This is a genomic window from Desulfitobacterium sp. (assembly GCF_982384815.1).
Map to the genome: position 1 here is coordinate 1 of NZ_CEVWNY010000053.1, position 19,245 is coordinate 19,245.

The following is a 19,245-nucleotide window of genomic DNA, read 5'->3' on the forward strand; positions in this document are numbered from 1 at the left end:
AGAAAACGGATATGTGACAGGCGTTTCATTTGCAGTCGAAATAAAGAATAAAGAAGGCTGGCTTAGTTCGTATGATACTCAAATGCTTCTGTCTTCCCTTGCTTTTGCTAGCGCACAAAATGAAATAGGGTTATTTTCAAGAATTCCAAGTCTAATAGCAGAACAAATTGCAAATAACACCTTTAAGGATTTCAATTTTGATGAGGCCGGTATCACCTTTATCAGTAAAACTGAATATTCCGGTTATAAAGATGCCCAATCCAATTTTCTGGTGCCAGCAGATAATGTAGCTGAAACCTATTTCAGTTTGAATTTTTTCATGAACAAGCAAATTAGCAAATAGAATTCAGTATTATTCAATACGGAGGCCCAAGGGACCGTCCTTGGCGGCCTCTGAAATTGGGGGCGTACGGCATCGGATAACAGAGGAGTCCCGCAACTAGAGGATGATGCATGTGGTTAGGACGCTGCGGGACTCCTCGAAACGTTAAGTGAAATGGTCATATCGGAGTTGCTCAGGACGATTAACTATAAAATAAGGACGAGATAACGTTGAAGCAATTTGAGTCCTTGCCTGATTTAGTTGATTCGAAGGGGCTATCGTATAGGAAATGTTAAAATTAGAGGAAGATTAAGTGTATTCATAGAAGTATTTAGTTCAGAATATTCAACCTCACATTACTGAAGTGAAATTATGACTGAGAAATGGTCAGATGAATCAAAGGTGGGTTTATTCAGATCTTGAAAACAGAAGGAAGAGAGTTAGGCCGTGCGCTGGGGTTAGGCACGGATATGTGCTCTGAATAGTTGATTGAGAGACTCAGTCGATAGTAAGGAGTAATGTTTAAATAAGGAAGAGAGTTAACCGTGCACCAGGGCTAAGCATGGATCTAGGTCGAAGTTGAAATGGATACAAATAGTCTTAGTTAACTGGGAGCTACAAATCTGTTAATATATCATGAATTGTTCGGGTCGCACCACTTCACTTAACAGCGTATTGCCGACACTTAGAAAAGATGGATGTGGTTGGGGCGCGTCGGCAATACGCGAAACGTTATATGACATTTCCTGCAGAACCGCCCGCCGTCCACGGCGGGATTTAGACGAGAGTAACTCTAAGGCTGGTCTTAATGTGACTTATGAAGGAGGGAAAAGTTTTGTCTTTCACGCCGAAGTTGTTTCGATTAGTCCTTGTCTTATGCCTAACCATGCTACTTTTTTTCATCTCGTTTGCGCATTCTAGTCAATCTAAAACTGTCATAACTCCAAAGGTTTCCGTCAGTCCTTTAATGGAACAGGAATATTCTTATGTTGGAACCAGTGAAATTAAGAATCCAACAATTGACGATTTTAGGAAACTCGTGATTACTTTAAATGTGGAAGGTTTGGAACAGCGAAAAATTACCTTTCCCTCTATACGGGACTTGCAAGATCTTTTAACAGAGGATGTTTTATGGTTTTCCAGTGGCTTATCCCAGGACAATCCTAACGAGAATTTTGCTCAATACGTGATTGAATCTGTCGTCTATACCCGAAATCTAACAGATGAGGAATTTAGAAATAAATTAGGGGCTTTGGAAATTACATTATATTATCAAAATAAAGAACACGAACCTGTCGAACTCAATTTCAACATGGGGGATCTCCTAGTTTTTGATCCCCAGCCAGTTGAGGCCAGTATGCTTTTTGACTAAATTGCACCCCATAAAAGTAATTTTTTTATGATATGGGTTTAAAACCTCAATAACTAGGTTGTATTATTCTTATAATGTGCAAAAATAGGAACTACCTGGGGGAGCGACGTCCATGGCGCTCTGGCTCCGCGGGGCAGGAAACGTTATATGACATAGTCCATATCTGGGCTCTCTTTGAAGAATATCATTATATAGAAGAATATTACTGGCTTTTGGGGGGGAGATCATGAGGATTTCGAAGAGAGGAGTAATTTCGGTAACATTAATTATTTTGGCATTTATGATAGGCACTTCTACTCAATCAGGCTTTTCTTTCGGGGATGAGATGTTTTGGAGTCTTGGAATATCTCCATGGTCGAATGGACAGTTTGGCTTTCATTACCCTATCATTCTCACAGTAATTCTACTTATATCTGGGGGTATTATTGCAAAAACAGAGGTGCCTCCTCGAAGAATAGGTGTCTTAATCCTTTTCCTAGTAGTGCTATCTCCAATAATTGTATCAATAGTTAAACCTGTTTATTTCAAAATGCATAGCGGTCTTGGTGTAATTGAATATGAATATAAGAAAAGCCATTTCGATATAAGAAGTTCTGCAGATAATAAAAGTTTAAATGTAACTGGAATTATTGTTCTAACTAATTATGGGAAAGACTCTTTAGAAGTTGGCATAAAGATTCCTTCCGATGGTTATGTCCAACAGGAATGGTTTTCAAACGATTTGATTTTGGCGGGAGGAGATATCTCAGATAAATCTGGAGTTGTCACATTGCCTCCTGGTGAAAGACGAACGATTTCAACCTTTTCTACAATTCCATCTAAGAAAGGGACTTTAGAGCATGGTTCGATGACTGGCCCTAATCTAATTTTATTTACCGATGATGAGAGTAGGAAGGTTGGTAATAACTTTTGATTAGCCTTCGATGCCGGACTACGGCATATAACAGAGGAGTCCCGCAACTTAGAGGATGATGAATGTGGTTGGGACGCTGCGGGAATTCCTAAACGTTATACGACATATCGTGCAAAGGTCGCGCCGTCCTGGCGCGGACGAATAATCATCGTATTTCTATCGTAAGGTTAATACGGAGGGGTTTCTACTTTTCTAAACTAATAATGGAATATGACAGGAGAACAAAAAGATATCGGCTAATCAAACGTGAAAGGTCTCCGTCTTTGTCTCCGATGAAGGAGCTATATTCACTTTCGACATCAAGTTAACGATAATGAACAGAATTGGAAATTCATTAAGGTTTAGTTTTCAAAATATTATATAGGGGGAGAAAATGAAAAAATTTTTTTATGTCTTAATATTATTGGTTATTGCAGGCTTGTTGTCAGGCTGCAATAATAAAAGTTTGCCCAGCGTGAGTGTTTCCCCAGCCGCGGCAGGGAATAAAGGATTAGAACAGGCATTGGATTTACCCGACGATGAGATTGTAAATGAGTACTGTAGCACTCTAGACCTTTGTCTTGGCGATGATCTATTATTTACTGACGCAAAAACTATACCTTCCCAAACTCTGTTTACTTTTTTCTGTTATATAACTAACAGTTATGGATCAGATTATCAAAGTAAATGGTACATCAAAGCTGATAATAATTACCATGTACCAGTGGCTGATATTAAAGAGATTTTAAACCGTTACTTCGATGGCTGTGATTTTGATCCTGTTCAAATTGATGGATATCAGGAGCAAACGAATGAGATTGTCATTGGTGGCTTATCGGGATTCGGCGGAGGTCGATTTGCTACATTAGTTAAGAAAGAACAGCTAAATAATGATATATTGAAGCTAACGGTTGATTATTACGATGATCAGTATAAAACTGTTTTCTACACCAAAATTTATACCATTCGCTTTACTGCCGATGGCTATCAGTATTTGTCTATTATAAAAATATTTGAGAAGAGTTACTAAAGGAAACTTTTTTGTGTCGGTAATAGTGCATCCAATTTGAGGCGGCAACATACTTTAGACAGCGCTGTCCGTGGCGCTGTCTGAGTCACGGGGCACGATACGTCGTATAACAAGGCGTTCTCATCACTAGAGGATGATGAATGTGGTTGGGACGCGACGGGAACGCCCAGAACGTTAGGCGAAATGTCCATAAAAGAAATAGACCCCGTACAGAGGTCTAGCGATTATTTTGAATCCGTTCTACTTCAGTTAATAAAAAATTAAAATCCAATTCTGGCATTCTTCCTATGAAACCATCTCTTTTTACTAACTTACTTAAGTCTGCTTTCATTAAAGGAATTAGCTTAAAACCTTGCACCCAAGAAGGTTTTAACAATCCAGCTTTACGCCAATTGTGAATTGGGATTTTGAATTGGTCATAATATTTCGGAGGATCATGTGGTGGCACTGACGTTGTAGCCACCAAAATCAATAGAATCCCATCCTCTTCACTAATTATAATGGCAGGTCTGATCCTTGATTCTTACAGGAGAATCCTTATATCCAACTTCGATCCAGTAAATCTCACCTATACTAAAGTCATACATTGTCGATTACATTATTCTCCTTCAACAATGTAACGATGATCGTTATTGTTTCTGTCAAACAACAACTTTCCATTCTTAATGGCAATTGGTTGTACAGTAGCCTTTTTTAACTTTTCAGGGGTTAGGGATAATTTCTTATAGCCTTGTTCTTTTGCAACGGCACTCATATTTTCCCCCTCCTTGTTTTCAAAATGATTCTTTTCATTGTCCATCTTATCACCTTCTAACCATTCATTCAATAAGTAGTATGCCCATGATTTGCCAATTAGAAGGCACAAAATGGAATCATATGGTATAATTAAGAGCGGTGATTTTAGTATGCTTAACAGCTTGACACTCCCCAGAACGTTAGGCGAAATGTCCATACCCAAGCATTGTTTTCTGTCTTACTTGTATATGCATTCATTTTGTGCCTATGGTGTGTGAGGATTATGAACGATAAAAGGCCCCCTAATTAGAGGACCTAGTCATTTCTTCCATATATTAATTCAAGTTACTTACTAAGTAATTAAAGCTATTTTCATCCATCTTTATAATGTAACTGTCAGGTTTAACTACACTCTCTTGAAAACGTTATTTGACACTGAGCAATGCTATTAGGTTATACGGGAGGAGGTGAGAGTACATTGAGAATATCTCAACATAAGGGCTTTCAATATATTTCTTTAATAATGCTCTACATACTCGCAATAATTAACTATTTTCACCCAGTAATTCGGTTTGATAGCCGACTGTTAAATAACGCATTTATGATTATTATTTTACTAATACCAGTCGGTCTGATGATCCAAGGGTTTTTCTTTAAAAGTGTGGTTGGAAAAATTTTAAATACACTCATATGGATAATCCCATGTTTATTTGGAATATTGATACCAATTGTGATTGTACCCTTTTCAGCAAAAGCTTTTGAGCCAATCAAGAGTATAAACTTGAATCATTCTGATATTGTTGCATATAGAACAAACGGTGGTGCGACAACCAGTTTTGGGATTCAAGTAAGACAAGAGAAGGATATAATTCCCGGAATTAAATTGGTGAAAACGGTATATTCGCAATATCGTAAGGATAATGTCGATATGATAAAGACCGGTGAGAATTCCTTTAAGATAGAAGGAAACCAGAAAACAGTTAAAAGGAATGTGTATTTCGAGTAGGAATAGCCGTACGCGTCACATAACAGCGAATTCTCGACACTTAGAGGATGATGAATGTGGTTGGGACGCTGCGGGACTCTTCGGGACATTATACGAAACTGCTTGGTCTTAATACAATTTGGTTGAGGACTTCATCTTGGGAGTATTTCGTCTTTATGAGCGAACTCTAAAATTTCTACTTTGTCACTTAAAACGAGAGTAATCTCTTCAGTTCCGTAGGGAGGATTATGAGGGCCTTCAAATGTAGTTACCCGGATCTTAACTTTAATATCGTAGGGTCCGTACATCGAAATATCGAGAATTTCATCATCCATAAATTGTTTACTATAACCATAGTAACTTGTAATTGCTTCTTGTATGTATGGATAAAGCATTTTCATTAATGAATGTTGAATTAGTTCCTGCTCATTAGTGAGGTTATTCCTGTCGGTCTGTAGTAAAGACGGTTGAATCAGTTGTAGGGATGCAAAGGCTACTACTGACATACATACAATTGCAGTGATTATAACCATTTTCGTTTTGGTTTTCATATCAAATCCCCCTTCAGTAGTGCTTTATTCTAATATCCTGTGTAATAGAAGGGGAAAGTTAATTATATATTTAGGTAGCCTTTGCCGCTGCTTCATAGAACAGCGAATTCCCTACACTTGGAGGAGATGCAAGCTGGTTGGGGTGCGTCGGGAATTCAGAGGGCGTTATCTGAAAGTCGGTGGAACAAAAACAGTAGCCGATTAGGGCTACTTTGCTGGAAATACATCATCGTGAGTTCCAATGGTATATAGCGTGTTGATTTGATCACTCGCTTCTGAAGTTACTTCAATGATAATACGTATTGAATATTACGGTTCATGAGAGCCGCTATTCCGGAGAGCCCTGAGCCACGTCTCCGGGAAAATTGAGCCATCATTCCGGTGTACTGAGCCATAGGTTTTTCGTTGACCCCAGAGCAAGACTTGACATGGGGGCGAGGATGCTACCCTAAAGCATAGGGGTGGGGCTTACCCAAGAGGAATGCATCATAGGAGCCATACCCCTCGACCCATTGAAGCATCCGATGTGGGGTCCCATGTCAAATCTACTACAGATAATACTCCTTCTGGAAGAGTGGCTCTCTAACCCCGGAGACGTGGCTCTCACAGTCCGGAATAGTGGCTCATTTTAGACCAGATTATTCAACGTATCGACATAGTGACACTGATCTCATAGAAGTTATCTGTCCCTTGGATTTTTTTGTATCGTTGTGATGGATGGGTTGGGTCAGACATAAATAGCTCAATGGCCTTCTGGCTTTAAATTTAATTGATTTGCATATGAATCGATTAGAGAGAAGAAAGGCGGGGTAAGGATGTTCAAAGGAAAACGATTTGCTCAATACTTATTTTATTTAATCGTAGTCATGCTATTTATCTATTGGGGCACCAAGTATGGAATAAAACTAAAGTTCACTTTTAAGGAAACATTCAGTACTACTGATAATTTTCGATATCTCGTATTTTTAGCAATATACCCGATACTGTTTGGAGTACTTTTAGGAATGCCAGCTTTTGTACAAAAGTTTCGACAACAGGGGAAGTGGGCGATTGATTGGATGACATTGTTGGTTATTGGTATACCAACCCTCTTATTAGACTTGAGCATGCTTATTAATTCAATAGTTGCGTTTTTTGCAGCTGATAAAGTTGGATTCTTTATAAGTATTAATCCGTTCTATCAAATTATGATTATGGATAATAGAGTAACTACTTTAAGTGGAATTGTTTTTGGATATGTTTTAATTTCTTCCTTAACTAAGGTGAGTTCCGATATAACCTAAGATTAGATGGCCTTCGAAGCCGGCTGACTTTAAATAACAAGATTTTCCCGTAATTTCGTCAATATGCATGTGTTTGGGACGCTGCGGGAACACCCAGAACGTTATCCGAAAGGTGCCGAGGGGCCGCGCCGTCCATGGCGCGGGACGAAATAGGTGTGCTGTTTTAAAGGAGTTTAAATGAATGAGTAGAAAATTTATCCATGGGACTGTGGTCACTCTCATCAGCTTGCTCATCCTAGGAGGTTGTTCTCAGTCTACGAATCAATCAATAAGTGAGATGGTTGGCTTATATTATAAGAAGTTTGAACCTTCAAACAAGGGAGAATTAAAGATCCTAGCTCAAAAACCAGTGGATGATAAGATGCTGGTTTTAGCCGAGAAATACTCTGGCGATGGACATTCCTATACAGAATTATTTCTTATCAATAAGGACAACGTCTTAGAGAAGAGGGCACAGGGACTAACTCCTATAAGTATGTGTTTTAGTGCAAATAAGGTGGATTCCGAATATAGGACAATTGTATACGGAAATTTTAATAATTCGAAATGGGATATGAAGTCGGATACAAAGAAACCTGTGGATATTCAATACATAATAGTCAAGTTCAAAAATGGAGAAACCATAAGAGAGAATGTGGAAAAGGGATATATTGTTTATTCATCGACTCAATCAGATCTGGAATCCATTGAGCTTTACAATGCCGATGGTCAACTGCAAAGTGATCTTAACGAAATAGGCAATGCAGAAAACATGGAATTTGCAGATGTGAACTTAAAAACCTAATGTCTTAAGGGGTCGCCGTCCATGGCGGGATTATAGCGAATGAACTTTGCCCCCTAACATATGACGCATCTATTTTATTTTGCGTAACGAATTGATTTTAGAAAGTGAGAGTAGAAAATACATGTCGAAGAAGGATTTATGGGTAGGGAGTTTGGTTTTATTTATTGGAATTTCAATTATCATTAGCAGTTATATTATCGGGAATTCTATAAAATCTGTTAGTAGACAAGATCCAAGCACTGCTTCTGCAGGTATTAAAATTTTAGATTTGCCACAAGTGGCTAAGTACTTGAATATGTCAGAAGAAGAAATTAGGGGAATAATTCAAATGGAAAAGAATAAGTTGGAGAAAACAGGAAGTTTTTATGGAAAAATGTTCCCATACTTTTCAATAAATAATAAACAATATTTTTATATAGATGAAATAGATGAGTGGTTAAAAGACGTTTCAAGTAATCGCAGGGAGTACAATATAAAAGAGGGATGGATATTGCAGTAAACGTGTTAAGACTTTATTACACATCATTTAATATAAGGAAATTTAACTAATATTTGTTCGGTGGCGCGCCGTCCAAGGCGCACTGGCTTTGTGGGGAAGGAAACGTCATATAACTGAGGAGTCCCGCAACTAGAGGAAGATGCATGTGGTTGGGACGCTGCGGGACTCCTTGAAACGTTCTACGACATATAGTGCAAAGACCGCGTCGTCCTGGCGCGGATTTTAACGGTGAATTTGTATACTAGTTTTGTTCTATTCCGACTAATAGATTATTGAAGAGGGGGCTAGTTATGATTTTAATAATACTATCGCTAATAATAGGGTTTATAGGCTTGAACATTGGAGGAATGATTGGTGGGGCAGAAATTTATGCATATTTATTCGGAGTTATAGGAGTTTTAAGCCCTGGTCTCTTTACGTTAGAACTGGTATATAAGAGGTCAAAGTTTAACGAAGAGGATAAAGCATTCGTGACGACAGGTGAATTAGATTTGATAAAGCTAAGAGACATAGAAGTGTTGAGTAATACACAACTTGAAGAAATTATCGAAATGAATAAGAAGAAAGCTAATAAAAACGAAAGCAATGAGCAGTTTCAAAAGTATAAGAAACTGTTAGATGAATTAAAGAAAAGTGGCTATTTTTCAGATGAACAATATTTTAGTAGTTTGGACAAACTGGAAAAATATTATGATGTTTATTAATCATCGGACAACATAGAATTTACATAAGGAAGTAACGTACATGAACAATACACTGATTGCTTATTATTCGCTATTCAGATTCACAGAGAATTTAGCATTGGAAATAGCAGCACAGACCGGTGGTGCGTTAAGAGAATTGATTCCTGATAAGAATTATTCCTTTGACTATAATACTGCCGCTAAAGAAGTAAGAAATCAAATTTCTCGAGGATTTTGTCCTAAGCTAATATCCGGGAATGAGCCAATCGATGATTATCGTACAATATTTATAGGTTCACCCAACTGGTTTAAAACATTAGCTCCGCCAGTTATGAGTTTCCTTAGACAGCATGATTTTACTGGCAAAACAATAATCCCCTTTTGTACCCATGGAGGCGGTGGATTTGGCCAAATTGAAAATGATATAGCAAAAGAGTGTTCAAAATCCATAATTCTACCTGGTATAGCTGTAAACGGTACTGTTTCATCGGAAGAAGTTACAAATTGGCTTAAGACAATTGAAAAGGCTAAGCAATTACGAGGCTAACCTCAACAAAGAATTAGATTTGTCTGGGTCGTCAGGTGGGGAAGGGCGTTGTCGTAGTCAGTAGTATCAATAACCAACTTAAAAAACAGAGTGATAATTTGTTGAACAAGATGTGAAAATGAAATTGCTTAGAGGTCTCGTCCGTTAATGATCTGTCTTCATGGAGCAGGAAATGTCAGACAACTGAGAAGTCCTGCAAAGTTATAAAGAAATGCGATAGCAGAAGAAGGGAAATTGAACTATATGAAATATTCAGAGGCGCAGCTAGGGCGGATTTTCATTATAAGGTTAGAACAAGGAGATATGATTCCCAAAACAATTGAGGAGTTTGCTTCGGCCCGGCAGATTAAATCGGCAATTGTTCACTTTCTTGGTGGAGCCGATAAAAATAGTAAAGTCGTAGTTGGCCCGGAAGATGGAACGATATCCAACCCCAGCCCAATAGTTACTGATTTATTAGGAACGAGCGAGGCAGTGGGAATGGGGACTTTATTTTTAAATGAAGTGGGCATTCCGAAGTTACATCTGCACGCTGCATTTGGCCGAAAACACGAGACAATTACTGGTTGCACACGGGAAGGGGTTAAAGTATGGTATGTCGGAGAAGTAATAATTTTTGAGCTCCTGAACACAACAGCAAAAAGGGAAATTGACCCGAAAACAGGTTTTGAAGTATTGGAAGTAGAGTGAGAAGTGGCTTTGAACGGAAATGGTTGGTTCATTTTGCCGGGTAGATCAGCAATCAAAGTGATTTGCCTTTAAGGGAAAAGCCGGGAGGTTAACACGTCCCGGCTTTTGCTTTTTAGTAGGTTTTTGGATAAACTAAAAAGGCGATAGAGTTGAGGGGTGAATCGATGCATTTTGTAATGATTTTTCTGGATGGGTTTGGCTTGGGCAGCGAGCGGGACAATCCCATTGTGGCTGCAAATACTCCTTATATAGATGAGCTTTTGGGGGGGCACTCTCTTTGGGGTCAGGAGGGTCGGATTAAGACGGAGCAGGTTTTTCTTACACCTTTAGATGCTTCCTTAGATGTGCCGGGAATTCCCCAAAGTGCTACAGGACAGACTACTTTATGGACTGGTATCAACGGGGCTAAGGCACTAGGGTTCCATTTAAATGCTTATCCTAATGAAAAATTGGCCTCCATTATTGCGGATAACTCAATATTTAAGCAATTGGCGGAGCGGGGTAAGAAGGTGACTTTCGCCAACACCTTCACTCATTTCTACGAAGAGCTGATAGCCTCAGGTAAAAGAAGGCATACGGCCTCTACTTTATCTGCCCTGGCAGGCGGGGTACGTCTGCGTCAAGTAACTGATCTGTTGGCGGGTAAAGGGGTCTACCAGGATATGACCAACGAGATTTTGCGGGAATTAGAGGGAAGAGATGACATTCCATTGATTTCTCCCTTTGAAGCGGGGCAAAATCTAGGTAAAATAGCATTAGAGCATGATTTTACCCTTTATGAATTTTTTCAGACGGATGTACGAGGACATAAACAGGATTGGGAAAAGGCGGTAGCCTTAGTAGAACAAATCGATGAGTTTATCGGTGGTTTTATGTCTATTGTTCGCAACGAAAACGTGGCTTGGTTGCTAACCAGTGATCATGGGAATATTGAGGATTTTTCCATAAAGGGCCATACTCAGAATCCGGTCCCGGCTTTAGCTTGGTCCCAAAGACAGGTCGATTGGCCTAAGTGGGAGCGGCTGGAGGATGTGACACCAGGGATTGTGAAGATGATACTTGGGGGCTCTAGCCTTTAATATAGAATCGAGGGAACAACATGTCGAAGGTTATAGATACAAGTACTGATAATATACCAATAGTAAAAAGGTCACCTCGCCCAAGTCAAGCTCTTATGGAACTGCTCGCTCCGGCGGGAAGCTTTGAGGCCTTCAAGGCGGCTGTGGAGAATGGGGCTGATGCGGTTTATCTAGGAGGCAAGGGCTTTAATGCTCGGGCCGGTGCAGCTAATTTTGGCATGGATGAGCTGAAGCGGGTTGTGCAATATGCCCATGAGCGGGAAACACAGGTCTATGTGACGGTGAACATTCTTATAGCCGATCAGGAGTTCCCCGAGCTTTTTGATTATATCTACAGTTTATACGAGATCGGGGTTGATGCCCTGATTCTTCAAGATATAGGAGTAGCGGAATTAATCCAAAGCGTTTTGCCGGAGATGGAGCGTCATGCCAGTACCCAGACGACCATTAATACTACCTGGGGTGTTCGCCATGCGGAAAAACTAGGCTTTCAACGGGTGGTTTTTGCTCGGGAGGTTACGGCGGAACAGATGAAAAAGATTTCAGCCAACACGGCCTTGGATATTGAAGTCTTTGTTCATGGGGCTTTGTGTATTTGCTACTCCGGGCAATGCCTAATGTCCAGTTATATTGGGGGGCGGAGCGGCAACCGGGGCCGATGTGCTCAACCCTGCCGCTTGACCTATCAATTAATGAACGAGGAGAAGCGGGATTTGCTGGCAGATGCCAATCCCGGCAATCACCTTCTCAGCCCCCGGGACTTAAACTTTGTGGAAGAGATCCGCAACTTAAGAGAGTGCGGGGTCTATTCATTAAAAGTCGAAGGACGGATGAAAAGACCGGAGTACGTGGCTACAGTTATCCGGGTTTATCGGCGTGCCCTTGACCATGTGCTTGCTGACGAAAGCGAGGGTTCGGGAGTAACCGAAGAAGAAAAAACAGAGCTTCTGCAGATTTTCAACCGGGACTTTTCTCAGGCCTATTTCCACAGTCATCCGGGGGCGGAGCTGATGAGTTATGCCCGCCCTAATAACCGGGGAATACGTTTGGGTCGGATCACCAAGAATCAAGGGAACCAATTGGAGATTAAGCTGGAGGCTTATCTCCGACCGGGGGATGGCATCGAAGTTTGGACAAGCCGGGGCCGAGAGGGGATCACGGTCGATAGGGTCTGGCAGGGTAAGCGGGAAATTGGGGAAGGCAAACCCGGGGATATAGTGCAGATTGATTTTGCGGGTAAGTCCCATCCAGGGGACCGTGTTTTTAAAACCCATGATGAACTCCTCATGGAGAAAGCTCGAATCAGTTATCAGGAGGGAAAGGAACAAAGAAAGCGTCCTCTCAAAATGCGTTTAGCCGGTTCCATCGGTGAACCGTTGGTTTTGGAGGCTTGGGACCGGGACCGGCAGGTAAAAGTAACTTCGGCAACCCCTGCTCAGCAGGCTTTAAAACGTCCTTTGACCGCGGAGTATGCTTTTCAGCAGCTGGGCCGCTTAGGGAATACGCCCTTTTGGCTGGAGAAGTTGGATCTTGAGGTCGAGGAAGGGTTGATGCTGCCGGTCAGTGAGCTCAATGAAATGAGACGATTGGCAGTGGAAGGATTGCTGCAAAGGTCTCGTGAGGAACTGGTCACTAAAGCAGTATATAAGACACGACTCAAGGAATGGAAAAGCCGGCTAAAATCCGAACAGGAAAAGCTGATTAGCATAGAAAAGGAATCGGCGGCGAAGAGATTGACGGTAGCTGTCAGCGATCTCGAAGGTGTGAAAGCGGCTTTAAAAGCTGGGGCTAAGCGGATTGCCATGGGTGGGGAGCGTTGGCGTTCCCGCAAGGGCATGAGCTTGGATGACCTGGAGGTCGGAGTTAAACTCTGTAAGGAGCAGGGGGCTGACTCTCTTTTACGCCTGCCCCGGATTCTCAACGAAGAGCAGAGTGCTTGGTGGTATGAGGTTTTGCTAAAAATAAGGGATTGGGAGAACCGTCCTGTCGTAATGGTCTCTAACTTGGGCGAGTTGGAGATGATCAAGGCTATCGATCCGGATTGGCCATTTGTGGCGGATTTTTCTGTCAATGTGTTTAATGAGGCCGGGGTGGCCCACCTTCTTCGTCTTGGGGCCCAAGGGGTGACTTTATCAACGGAGTTAGAGAACAGCCAGATCCAGGCATTAGCCCGTTGGCCTAAGACGGAAGTGTTTGTTTTTGGGGATCTGGAGATGATGGTCAGTGAGTATTGTCCGGTGGGAGCCACTTTAGGAGGCAAAAAAGGGACAAAATGCAGTGTGCCCTGTGTTAAGGAGCCTCATTATCTCAGGGATCGTTTAAAATACGATTTTCCCATTGAGACAGATTTGGATTGCCGAATGCATCTATATAACGTAAAGCGTTTAAACCTTTATAAAGAATTAGGGGCCCTTGCGAAAATGGGAATTCGGCGGGTTCGTTTGCAATTGGATCGGGCGACTCCGGTTCAGATTCGTGATACAGTACGGGTCTTTCTCGAAGGCTGGGAGCGGGCTTTGGAAGGGGAACGCATCTCAGAGGATCAGGCAGAAAAAGCCAATGCTTATCTGGAGGAACGCTTTCCTGATGGATTTACTAAGGGGCATTTTTTCCGTGGGGTGCTATGAGGAAGGACAGAAGGATCTTCGCTGAAAGTACTTAGGAGAGGAAAGATACTTCGCCGCCGCTCAGTATGACAAGGTGAGTTTGGCGTTTTCTCCGGCAATGCAAGAATGTGTGAAGGTTATGTGAAAAAAGTTTGGATAAGATGAAACAAGGGACCTGTCCCCCTGTTTCAAAGGGAGGAAAACACAGAAGATGGTACTCGGGGAACGCGTTAGTCGAAAACTCGATTTTGATAAGATTCTGGAACGACTGGCGAATCAATGTATGCTGCCGCGGGCTCGGGAATTGGCGGAGGATTTGCAGCCCTATGCTCACCTTGATCTAGTGCGGGTGGCCTTAGAGGAAACAGGTGAGGGCAAGGAAATCTTAAGGATTAATCCGCTTTTTTCCGTACGGGGAGCGAAAGAGATTCGGCCTTTTTTGGAACGGTGCTTAAGGGGAGGGACCTTAACCCCTGATGAGCTCTTGCATATCCGGGATACCTTAAGAGCAGCACGTATCATTAAACAAAGCCTGCTTGAGGGCAAAGGAAACTCCCCCCACCTGAAAGGAATTATGGAGCGGGTTATCCTTCCCAAAGGGATTGAGGAGGAAATCACCCGCTGCGTCACGGAAGATGGAACAATAGCGGATCAAGCTTCCCCCACTCTAGGTGATTTACGGCGAGGGATTTCCCGACTGCAAGCTAGGATTAGAGAAACCTTAGACGGGATTATTCGCAATCCCGCCTATCAGAAAGTTCTTCAGGACCCGATCATTACCCAGCGGTCGGACCGTTATGTAGTCCCGGTAAAACAAGAATATCGCCAAGCTTTTCCGGGTATCGTCCATGATCAATCAGCCAGCGGAGCGACCCTTTATATTGAACCCATGACCGTCGTGAACCTAGGTAATGAACTGCGGGAAGTGGTTCTTAAGGAACAGCGGGAAGTGCAGAGGATTCTTTTGCTTCTTTCCTCCCGGGTGGAAGGGGAGGCAGAGGCAATTGCCGATGCCCATGAGGCTCTGGCTCGGGTGGATTTTATTTTGGCTAAAGCCCGGCTTAGCGAGGAAATGAATGCCGGAGCCCCGATTCTCAGTGAGAAGCAAGAAATCAGCCTTGTCCAGGCCAGGCATCCCCTACTGACGGGGAAGGTGGTCCCTTTGACCATCGAGCTGGGGAATCGCTTCGATACGGTAGTGGTCACCGGTCCGAATACCGGCGGAAAAACCGTGGCCTTAAAAACCATTGGTCTCCTGGCGGCCATGGCCCAGTGCGGTTTGCATATCCCTGCCGAGTCCGACTCGCGGGTGGGGGTCTTTACTCAGATTTTTGCCGACATCGGGGATGAACAAAGTGTGGAGCAGTCCTTAAGTACTTTTAGCGGCCATATGAAAAATATCGTGGAGATTGTCCAAAAATCTGACCGCCGTTCATTAATCCTGCTTGATGAAGTCGGAGCAGGAACTGACCCCACAGAGGGTTCGGCTTTGGCTATGGCTATAATCGCCGAGCTTCATGAGCGAGGGGCGAGAATTGTCGCCACCACTCACTATGGTGCTTTAAAGAATTTTGCTTACAACACGCCCCGAGTGGAAAATGCCTCCGTGGAATTCGATTCGGAGACACTAAGACCCACCTATCGCTTATTGATTGGAATTCCAGGTAAGAGCAATGCCTTCTACATCGCCGGACGGTTGGGATTGCCGGAAGTTGTACTGGGGCGGGCTCGTACCTTTGTCACCGAACGGGAAATGCAGGTAGCAGATCTGATCGAAAACCTAGAAGATACCCAACGGGAGATTGATCTGGAAAAACGTCGGGCCCGTGAGGAGCGGCAAGCTATTGAGCGGGAAAGTCTTGGTCTTAAGGAAAAATCTCAAAGACTGGAGGACGAATACCAAGAGCTAATGGCAAAAGCTAGGGATCAGGCTACGGAGATTGTTCGGGAAGCAAGACAGGAAGCGGAGTTGCTTATTGATGAGCTGAAACAAGCCTTAAAAGTAGAGCACAAAGATCAACAGGCCATCGAGCGGGCCCGTCAAGGAATTCGAAAATTAACCAATAAAGTGGGAGTTCAGGATCGACCCGCTAGAGCTACAGAGGGAGTAAGTCCCGAGGAAATCAAACTGGGTCAGATGGTTTATATGACCAAACTTCGGCAAAAGGGACAAGTCCTCAAGCTTCCCAACGAAGCGGGGGAAATTCTCGTCCAGGCCGGTATCATCAAGCTCAATGTTCCCTTGAGCGAAATTCGTTTAGTCAATGAGGAAAAACCTTCTAAACCCTCTCGTGCCGTAGGTGGACAGGGTAAAATGGGAATGAAAAAGGCGGAAGTCATCCGCACGGAAATCGATCTGCGGGGCATGATGGTGGAAGAGGCCGGTTACGAATTGGATAAATATCTAGATGATGCGGTCTTAACAGGAGTGGGTCAAGTTTATGTGATTCATGGAAAAGGCACCGGAGCTTTGCGCAGCGGTATCCATGAGTTTCTGCGGGGTCACCACCATGTAAAGTCCTTCCGCTTAGGCCAGCACGGGGAGGGTGACCAAGGGGTTACCGTTGTCGAGTTAAAATAAGCTTTCAAGTAAGAATTATAGTGGTAATAAAATGAGAAACTGTAGTGAGGGTAAAGATTAGAAGATAAGATTCAAGTTTCTCTGGATTTTTTAACAGGGTTATGTATATAATGCTTGTATAGAAATTAAGACTTGAGGTGAAGATATGGCTACATTTGCTATTGTTACTCCAACTGTTGCGATCATTGCGTTGGTTATTGCTTTGATTATTTTTGGGCCTGGAAAACTTCCTGAACTAGGTAAGGGCTTGGGCAAAGGGATCAAAGAATTTAAAGATGCCACAGATTTATCGGAAAAAGAGGAAAAAACCAAAAAAGAAAGCCCAAAGCAAGTTGCTGAGAGCAAAGAAGAAGAAAGCAAAAGCGAATAAGCTTAGAAAAGAGGAACTAGTCAAAAACTAGTTCTTCTTTCATTTGGGGTTAGGCAAATACATGGCATAATAAGGATGTGTATCATCCTAATTTGCCAATTGTGCATATCCCTATGTGAATTAATATCTCGATTGGCTAATAAAGTGCAATTGTTCCACTGGAAATCGTTGGCATGAATTTTGCAATTAGTAAGTCGTGGATTAATTATCGATTAACCATAATTTACGTAGAGATTAAGTTTTTGTTCATTTGGAGAGAGAACGTACTTGTTAGTGCAAGTGATTTCTGTTATTATACTAGGGGGGGTGAGTAGAGATGAGTAAAAAAGGTCGGTTCTTATTAATGTTTGCGTTGTTCTTGGGTCTTTCCGTTGGAGTGTTCTTTAATTCAGCTGTTAACACAAACGCGTATCAGGATATGAGTCCGGATGGAGTAACCTGTACTCCATGTCACGAGGACGGTAGAACTGGGACTCCAGCAGAGACACCAGCTGAGCAGCCGGCAGGGCAACCTGCAGAGCAACCAGCACAACAGCCGGCTGAGCAGCCGGCAGAACAACCTGCCGAAGCACCTGCTGAGCACGAGCCAATGAGTCCTTGGATTGTCGTGGGTGGAGTCATTGTTATTCTTGGTGTAATCTATGTCTTAGCAATTAAGAAGAAGTAAGGTCAGAAATTCTGGCAGAACCTATTTTTAAACATAAGAATTTGCTTATTTATTTAATTATATCTAAATAAATACGAAGCTAATCTGGTCCTTACGGAAACCGCTTAACTTATGAAGTTTAGCGGTTTTCCTGATTAATAGCTAAAAAAGTGGCCGTATGAGAATCTCATACGGCCTTAACCTTATTAGTTTATATTCAATTGTGATACTTAATCAGTTAGTAGATTATTTTCAGTCTGTTATCGTTAGGACTACTACTGGGGAAGGATCACTGGTTGCTCCGGTACCGGGGTTTTGTAAGCATGCCCAGAAACGATATTCGCCGGGCGAAGGAGGTTCTCCATCCATCATTAAAGGAATCTGGATTTGGTCGGAGCCACCCGGTTGGGCACTGGGGGTGTAAGGTTGGATAAAATCATGGTGAGGGAACTTTACATAGACCTTCAGTGAAAGACCTTCACTTCCGGCCGGATAAGCAACAGGGATGGTTACCAAGCCTTGGGCGGCGTCATAGGCTATAGCTCCCAGAGTCGGAATAGGAATTCCGGGGTCCCCTGTGGGTGGCGTAGTCACTTCATTGGGCGGAGGATTTTCGTTATATTTTTCCTCAGGTGTCTTGTAGGGCAATTCATCACTGGGCCACGGTACTTTTGGGTCACGATCCGTAATATTGAGGAACACTTTCTTTTCTTTGTTGATGGTACCGGTACCGGCCAGATAGGTGGGATGATCTTTGTCGATTTCTTTTTCTACCCAGATATCACTAACCTGGGTAGGGAAATTCCCTTGAGCGGCAATTTCATTGCGAATGAAATCATTGGGAGTCAAACTGCTGGGTATTAATCCGGATTTGGTATCGATGGCACCGCTGACAATCCCCGGAGGCTGTTTGAATTCGGACTGCACCGTCAATCCTTCATGAGCAACTTGCATGACGTTTTTCCAGATTTTAGCAGGGTAGCTGCCGCCATATACTTGACGGAGGTAATGATTCTTATCTTCGTCCTTATCATAGCCCATCCAGACTACACCTACATATTTCGGTGTATAGCCTGCGAACCAGGCATCCGGGTTACCGGTTCGATAACCGTAAAGATCCGGGTCTAGGGAGGTGGTTCCTGTTTTTCCGGCAACAGCCCAGTTGCCGAATTGGGCGCTGGTTCCGGTACCACTGGTTACCACGCTTCGCAAGAGGCTGTTCATAAGATAAGCAGTGGTTTCTTTCATGGTGCGGTCTTTAGTAATCTGAGGCTTAATTACTTCTTTGCCTTTAGTATCAAGGACTTTTTCCACTGCATGAGGAGTTACGCGAACCCCGTTATTGGCGAAAACACCATAGGCTGAAGCCATATCTAGTGTAGTGACGTGTGTAGTGCCTAGAGATAAGCTTAAGACTTTATCTCTCTCAACTAAGGGCAGGCCTAGACTATTTTTACCGAAATTCCAACTGTATTCCACCCCTACTAGATTCATAAGTTTGACTGCGTAGACGTTTACAGAGTTTTGCACGGCAAAGCGCATGGTGATGAGACCTCGCCAACCGGCATATTCGGTGTCAAAGTTTACCGG

20 protein-coding genes are annotated in these 19,245 nt (G+C 42.7%); 16 read left to right on the forward strand and 4 right to left on the reverse strand.

Annotation, left to right across the window (positions count from 1 at the left end):
- The 4 genes from AC1U9U_RS09450 to AC1U9U_RS09465 form a co-directional block, all read left to right on the forward strand.
- A partial coding sequence (locus AC1U9U_RS09450; protein WP_479960314.1) for a hypothetical protein occupies positions 1 to 343 on the forward strand: 343 nt, incomplete at its 5' end.
- A gap of 814 nt (positions 344 to 1,157) precedes the next feature.
- Positions 1,158 to 1,694 carry a hypothetical protein gene (locus AC1U9U_RS09455; protein WP_479960315.1) on the forward strand — a complete coding sequence of 179 codons (537 nt, stop codon included), beginning with the start codon at positions 1,158 to 1,160 and terminating at the stop codon, positions 1,692 to 1,694.
- Positions 1,695 to 1,920: 226 nt separating this feature from the next.
- Positions 1,921 to 2,607, forward strand: coding sequence for a hypothetical protein (locus tag AC1U9U_RS09460; protein WP_479960316.1), 687 nt, complete (start codon positions 1,921 to 1,923; stop codon positions 2,605 to 2,607).
- Positions 2,608 to 2,980: 373 nt separating this feature from the next.
- Positions 2,981 to 3,616 (forward strand): hypothetical protein, encoded by a 636-nt coding sequence (locus tag AC1U9U_RS09465; RefSeq protein WP_479960317.1) that lies wholly within the window; start codon positions 2,981 to 2,983, stop codon positions 3,614 to 3,616.
- A 217-nt stretch (positions 3,617 to 3,833) separates the two neighbouring features.
- Here the strand turns inward: AC1U9U_RS09465 and AC1U9U_RS09470 are convergent, their stop codons facing one another.
- Entirely contained in the window at positions 3,834 to 4,088 is a 255-nt protein-coding gene (locus tag AC1U9U_RS09470; RefSeq protein ID WP_479960318.1) for a hypothetical protein, read from the reverse strand.
- A 126-nt stretch (positions 4,089 to 4,214) separates the two neighbouring features.
- Positions 4,215 to 4,415: a hypothetical protein gene (locus AC1U9U_RS09475; RefSeq protein WP_479960319.1), complete on the reverse strand. Its 201-nt coding sequence runs from the start codon at positions 4,413 to 4,415 to the stop codon at positions 4,215 to 4,217.
- A gap of 414 nt (positions 4,416 to 4,829) precedes the next feature.
- Between AC1U9U_RS09475 and AC1U9U_RS09480 the strand changes: the two genes are divergently transcribed.
- Entirely contained in the window at positions 4,830 to 5,357 is a 528-nt protein-coding gene (locus AC1U9U_RS09480) for a hypothetical protein (RefSeq protein WP_479960320.1), read from the forward strand.
- Positions 5,358 to 5,488: 131 nt separating this feature from the next.
- Here the strand turns inward: AC1U9U_RS09480 and AC1U9U_RS09485 are convergent, their stop codons facing one another.
- Complete coding sequence (locus AC1U9U_RS09485; protein ID WP_479960321.1) at positions 5,489 to 5,887, reverse strand: DUF3888 domain-containing protein; 399 nt, start codon at positions 5,885 to 5,887, stop codon at positions 5,489 to 5,491.
- An 815-nt stretch (positions 5,888 to 6,702) separates the two neighbouring features.
- On the opposite strand from AC1U9U_RS09485, the gene AC1U9U_RS09490 reads away from it, so the two are divergent.
- The 11 genes from AC1U9U_RS09490 (at position 6,703) to AC1U9U_RS09540 (ending at position 17,676) form a co-directional block, all read left to right on the forward strand.
- The gene (locus tag AC1U9U_RS09490) at positions 6,703 to 7,170 is read left to right on the forward strand and encodes a hypothetical protein (RefSeq protein WP_479960322.1); all 468 of its coding nucleotides are present in this window, start codon (positions 6,703 to 6,705) and stop codon (positions 7,168 to 7,170) included.
- Positions 7,171 to 7,351: 181 nt separating this feature from the next.
- Positions 7,352 to 7,954 carry a hypothetical protein gene (locus AC1U9U_RS09495; RefSeq protein ID WP_479960323.1) on the forward strand — a complete coding sequence of 201 codons (603 nt, stop codon included), beginning with the start codon at positions 7,352 to 7,354 and terminating at the stop codon, positions 7,952 to 7,954.
- 121 nt (positions 7,955 to 8,075) lie between these two features.
- Positions 8,076 to 8,453 (forward strand): hypothetical protein, encoded by a 378-nt coding sequence (locus AC1U9U_RS09500; RefSeq protein WP_479960324.1) that lies wholly within the window; start codon positions 8,076 to 8,078, stop codon positions 8,451 to 8,453.
- A gap of 290 nt (positions 8,454 to 8,743) precedes the next feature.
- Positions 8,744 to 9,157 carry a hypothetical protein gene (locus AC1U9U_RS09505; protein ID WP_479960325.1) on the forward strand — a complete coding sequence of 138 codons (414 nt, stop codon included), beginning with the start codon at positions 8,744 to 8,746 and terminating at the stop codon, positions 9,155 to 9,157.
- A gap of 40 nt (positions 9,158 to 9,197) precedes the next feature.
- Positions 9,198 to 9,683 (forward strand): flavodoxin, encoded by a 486-nt coding sequence (locus AC1U9U_RS09510; RefSeq protein ID WP_479960326.1) that lies wholly within the window; start codon positions 9,198 to 9,200, stop codon positions 9,681 to 9,683.
- Positions 9,684 to 9,926: 243 nt separating this feature from the next.
- Complete coding sequence (locus tag AC1U9U_RS09515; RefSeq protein WP_479960332.1) at positions 9,927 to 10,373, forward strand: PPC domain-containing DNA-binding protein; 447 nt, start codon at positions 9,927 to 9,929, stop codon at positions 10,371 to 10,373.
- 164 nt (positions 10,374 to 10,537) lie between these two features.
- Positions 10,538 to 11,452, forward strand: a complete 915-nt coding sequence (locus tag AC1U9U_RS09520) for a metalloenzyme (protein ID WP_479960327.1) — start codon at positions 10,538 to 10,540, stop codon at positions 11,450 to 11,452.
- A 95-nt stretch (positions 11,453 to 11,547) separates the two neighbouring features.
- Complete coding sequence (locus tag AC1U9U_RS09525; RefSeq protein ID WP_479960333.1) at positions 11,548 to 14,079, forward strand: U32 family peptidase; 2,532 nt, start codon at positions 11,548 to 11,550, stop codon at positions 14,077 to 14,079.
- Between the two features lie 190 nt (positions 14,080 to 14,269).
- The gene (locus AC1U9U_RS09530) at positions 14,270 to 16,639 is read left to right on the forward strand and encodes an endonuclease MutS2 (protein ID WP_479960328.1); all 2,370 of its coding nucleotides are present in this window, start codon (positions 14,270 to 14,272) and stop codon (positions 16,637 to 16,639) included.
- Positions 16,640 to 16,784: 145 nt separating this feature from the next.
- Positions 16,785 to 17,009: a twin-arginine translocase TatA/TatE family subunit gene (gene tatA, locus AC1U9U_RS09535; protein WP_479960329.1), complete on the forward strand. Its 225-nt coding sequence runs from the start codon at positions 16,785 to 16,787 to the stop codon at positions 17,007 to 17,009.
- Positions 17,010 to 17,325: 316 nt separating this feature from the next.
- Positions 17,326 to 17,676: a hypothetical protein gene (locus AC1U9U_RS09540; protein WP_479960330.1), complete on the forward strand. Its 351-nt coding sequence runs from the start codon at positions 17,326 to 17,328 to the stop codon at positions 17,674 to 17,676.
- Positions 17,677 to 17,907: 231 nt separating this feature from the next.
- On the opposite strand, the gene AC1U9U_RS09545 is transcribed toward AC1U9U_RS09540, so the two are convergent.
- Positions 17,908 to 19,245, reverse strand: a 1,338-nt coding sequence (locus AC1U9U_RS09545) for a transglycosylase domain-containing protein (protein WP_479960331.1), incomplete at its 5' end; no start/stop codon positions are given.

What these genes read in the sequence shown, in the direction of transcription:
- AC1U9U_RS09460 (WP_479960316.1), top strand. Translation starts at nt 1,921, where the DNA reads ATGAGGATTTCGAAGAGAGGAGTAATTTCGGTAACATTAATTATTTTG.
- AC1U9U_RS09465 (WP_479960317.1), top strand. Translation starts at nt 2,981, where the DNA reads ATGAAAAAATTTTTTTATGTCTTAATATTATTGGTTATTGCAGGCTTG.
- AC1U9U_RS09475 (WP_479960319.1), bottom strand. Translation starts at nt 4,415, where the DNA reads ATGGACAATGAAAAGAATCATTTTGAAAACAAGGAGGGGGAAAATATG.
- AC1U9U_RS09485 (WP_479960321.1), bottom strand. Translation starts at nt 5,887, where the DNA reads ATGAAAACCAAAACGAAAATGGTTATAATCACTGCAATTGTATGTATG.
- AC1U9U_RS09490 (WP_479960322.1), top strand. Translation starts at nt 6,703, where the DNA reads ATGTTCAAAGGAAAACGATTTGCTCAATACTTATTTTATTTAATCGTA.
- AC1U9U_RS09495 (WP_479960323.1), top strand. Translation starts at nt 7,352, where the DNA reads ATGAGTAGAAAATTTATCCATGGGACTGTGGTCACTCTCATCAGCTTG.
- AC1U9U_RS09500 (WP_479960324.1), top strand. Translation starts at nt 8,076, where the DNA reads ATGTCGAAGAAGGATTTATGGGTAGGGAGTTTGGTTTTATTTATTGGA.
- AC1U9U_RS09505 (WP_479960325.1), top strand. Translation starts at nt 8,744, where the DNA reads ATGATTTTAATAATACTATCGCTAATAATAGGGTTTATAGGCTTGAAC.
- AC1U9U_RS09510 (WP_479960326.1), top strand. Translation starts at nt 9,198, where the DNA reads ATGAACAATACACTGATTGCTTATTATTCGCTATTCAGATTCACAGAG.
- AC1U9U_RS09515 (WP_479960332.1), top strand. Translation starts at nt 9,927, where the DNA reads ATGAAATATTCAGAGGCGCAGCTAGGGCGGATTTTCATTATAAGGTTA.
- AC1U9U_RS09520 (WP_479960327.1), top strand. Translation starts at nt 10,538, where the DNA reads ATGCATTTTGTAATGATTTTTCTGGATGGGTTTGGCTTGGGCAGCGAG.
- AC1U9U_RS09525 (WP_479960333.1), top strand. Translation starts at nt 11,548, where the DNA reads ATGGAACTGCTCGCTCCGGCGGGAAGCTTTGAGGCCTTCAAGGCGGCT.
- AC1U9U_RS09530 (WP_479960328.1), top strand. Translation starts at nt 14,270, where the DNA reads ATGGTACTCGGGGAACGCGTTAGTCGAAAACTCGATTTTGATAAGATT.
- tatA (WP_479960329.1), top strand. Translation starts at nt 16,785, where the DNA reads ATGGCTACATTTGCTATTGTTACTCCAACTGTTGCGATCATTGCGTTG.
- AC1U9U_RS09540 (WP_479960330.1), top strand. Translation starts at nt 17,326, where the DNA reads ATGAGTAAAAAAGGTCGGTTCTTATTAATGTTTGCGTTGTTCTTGGGT.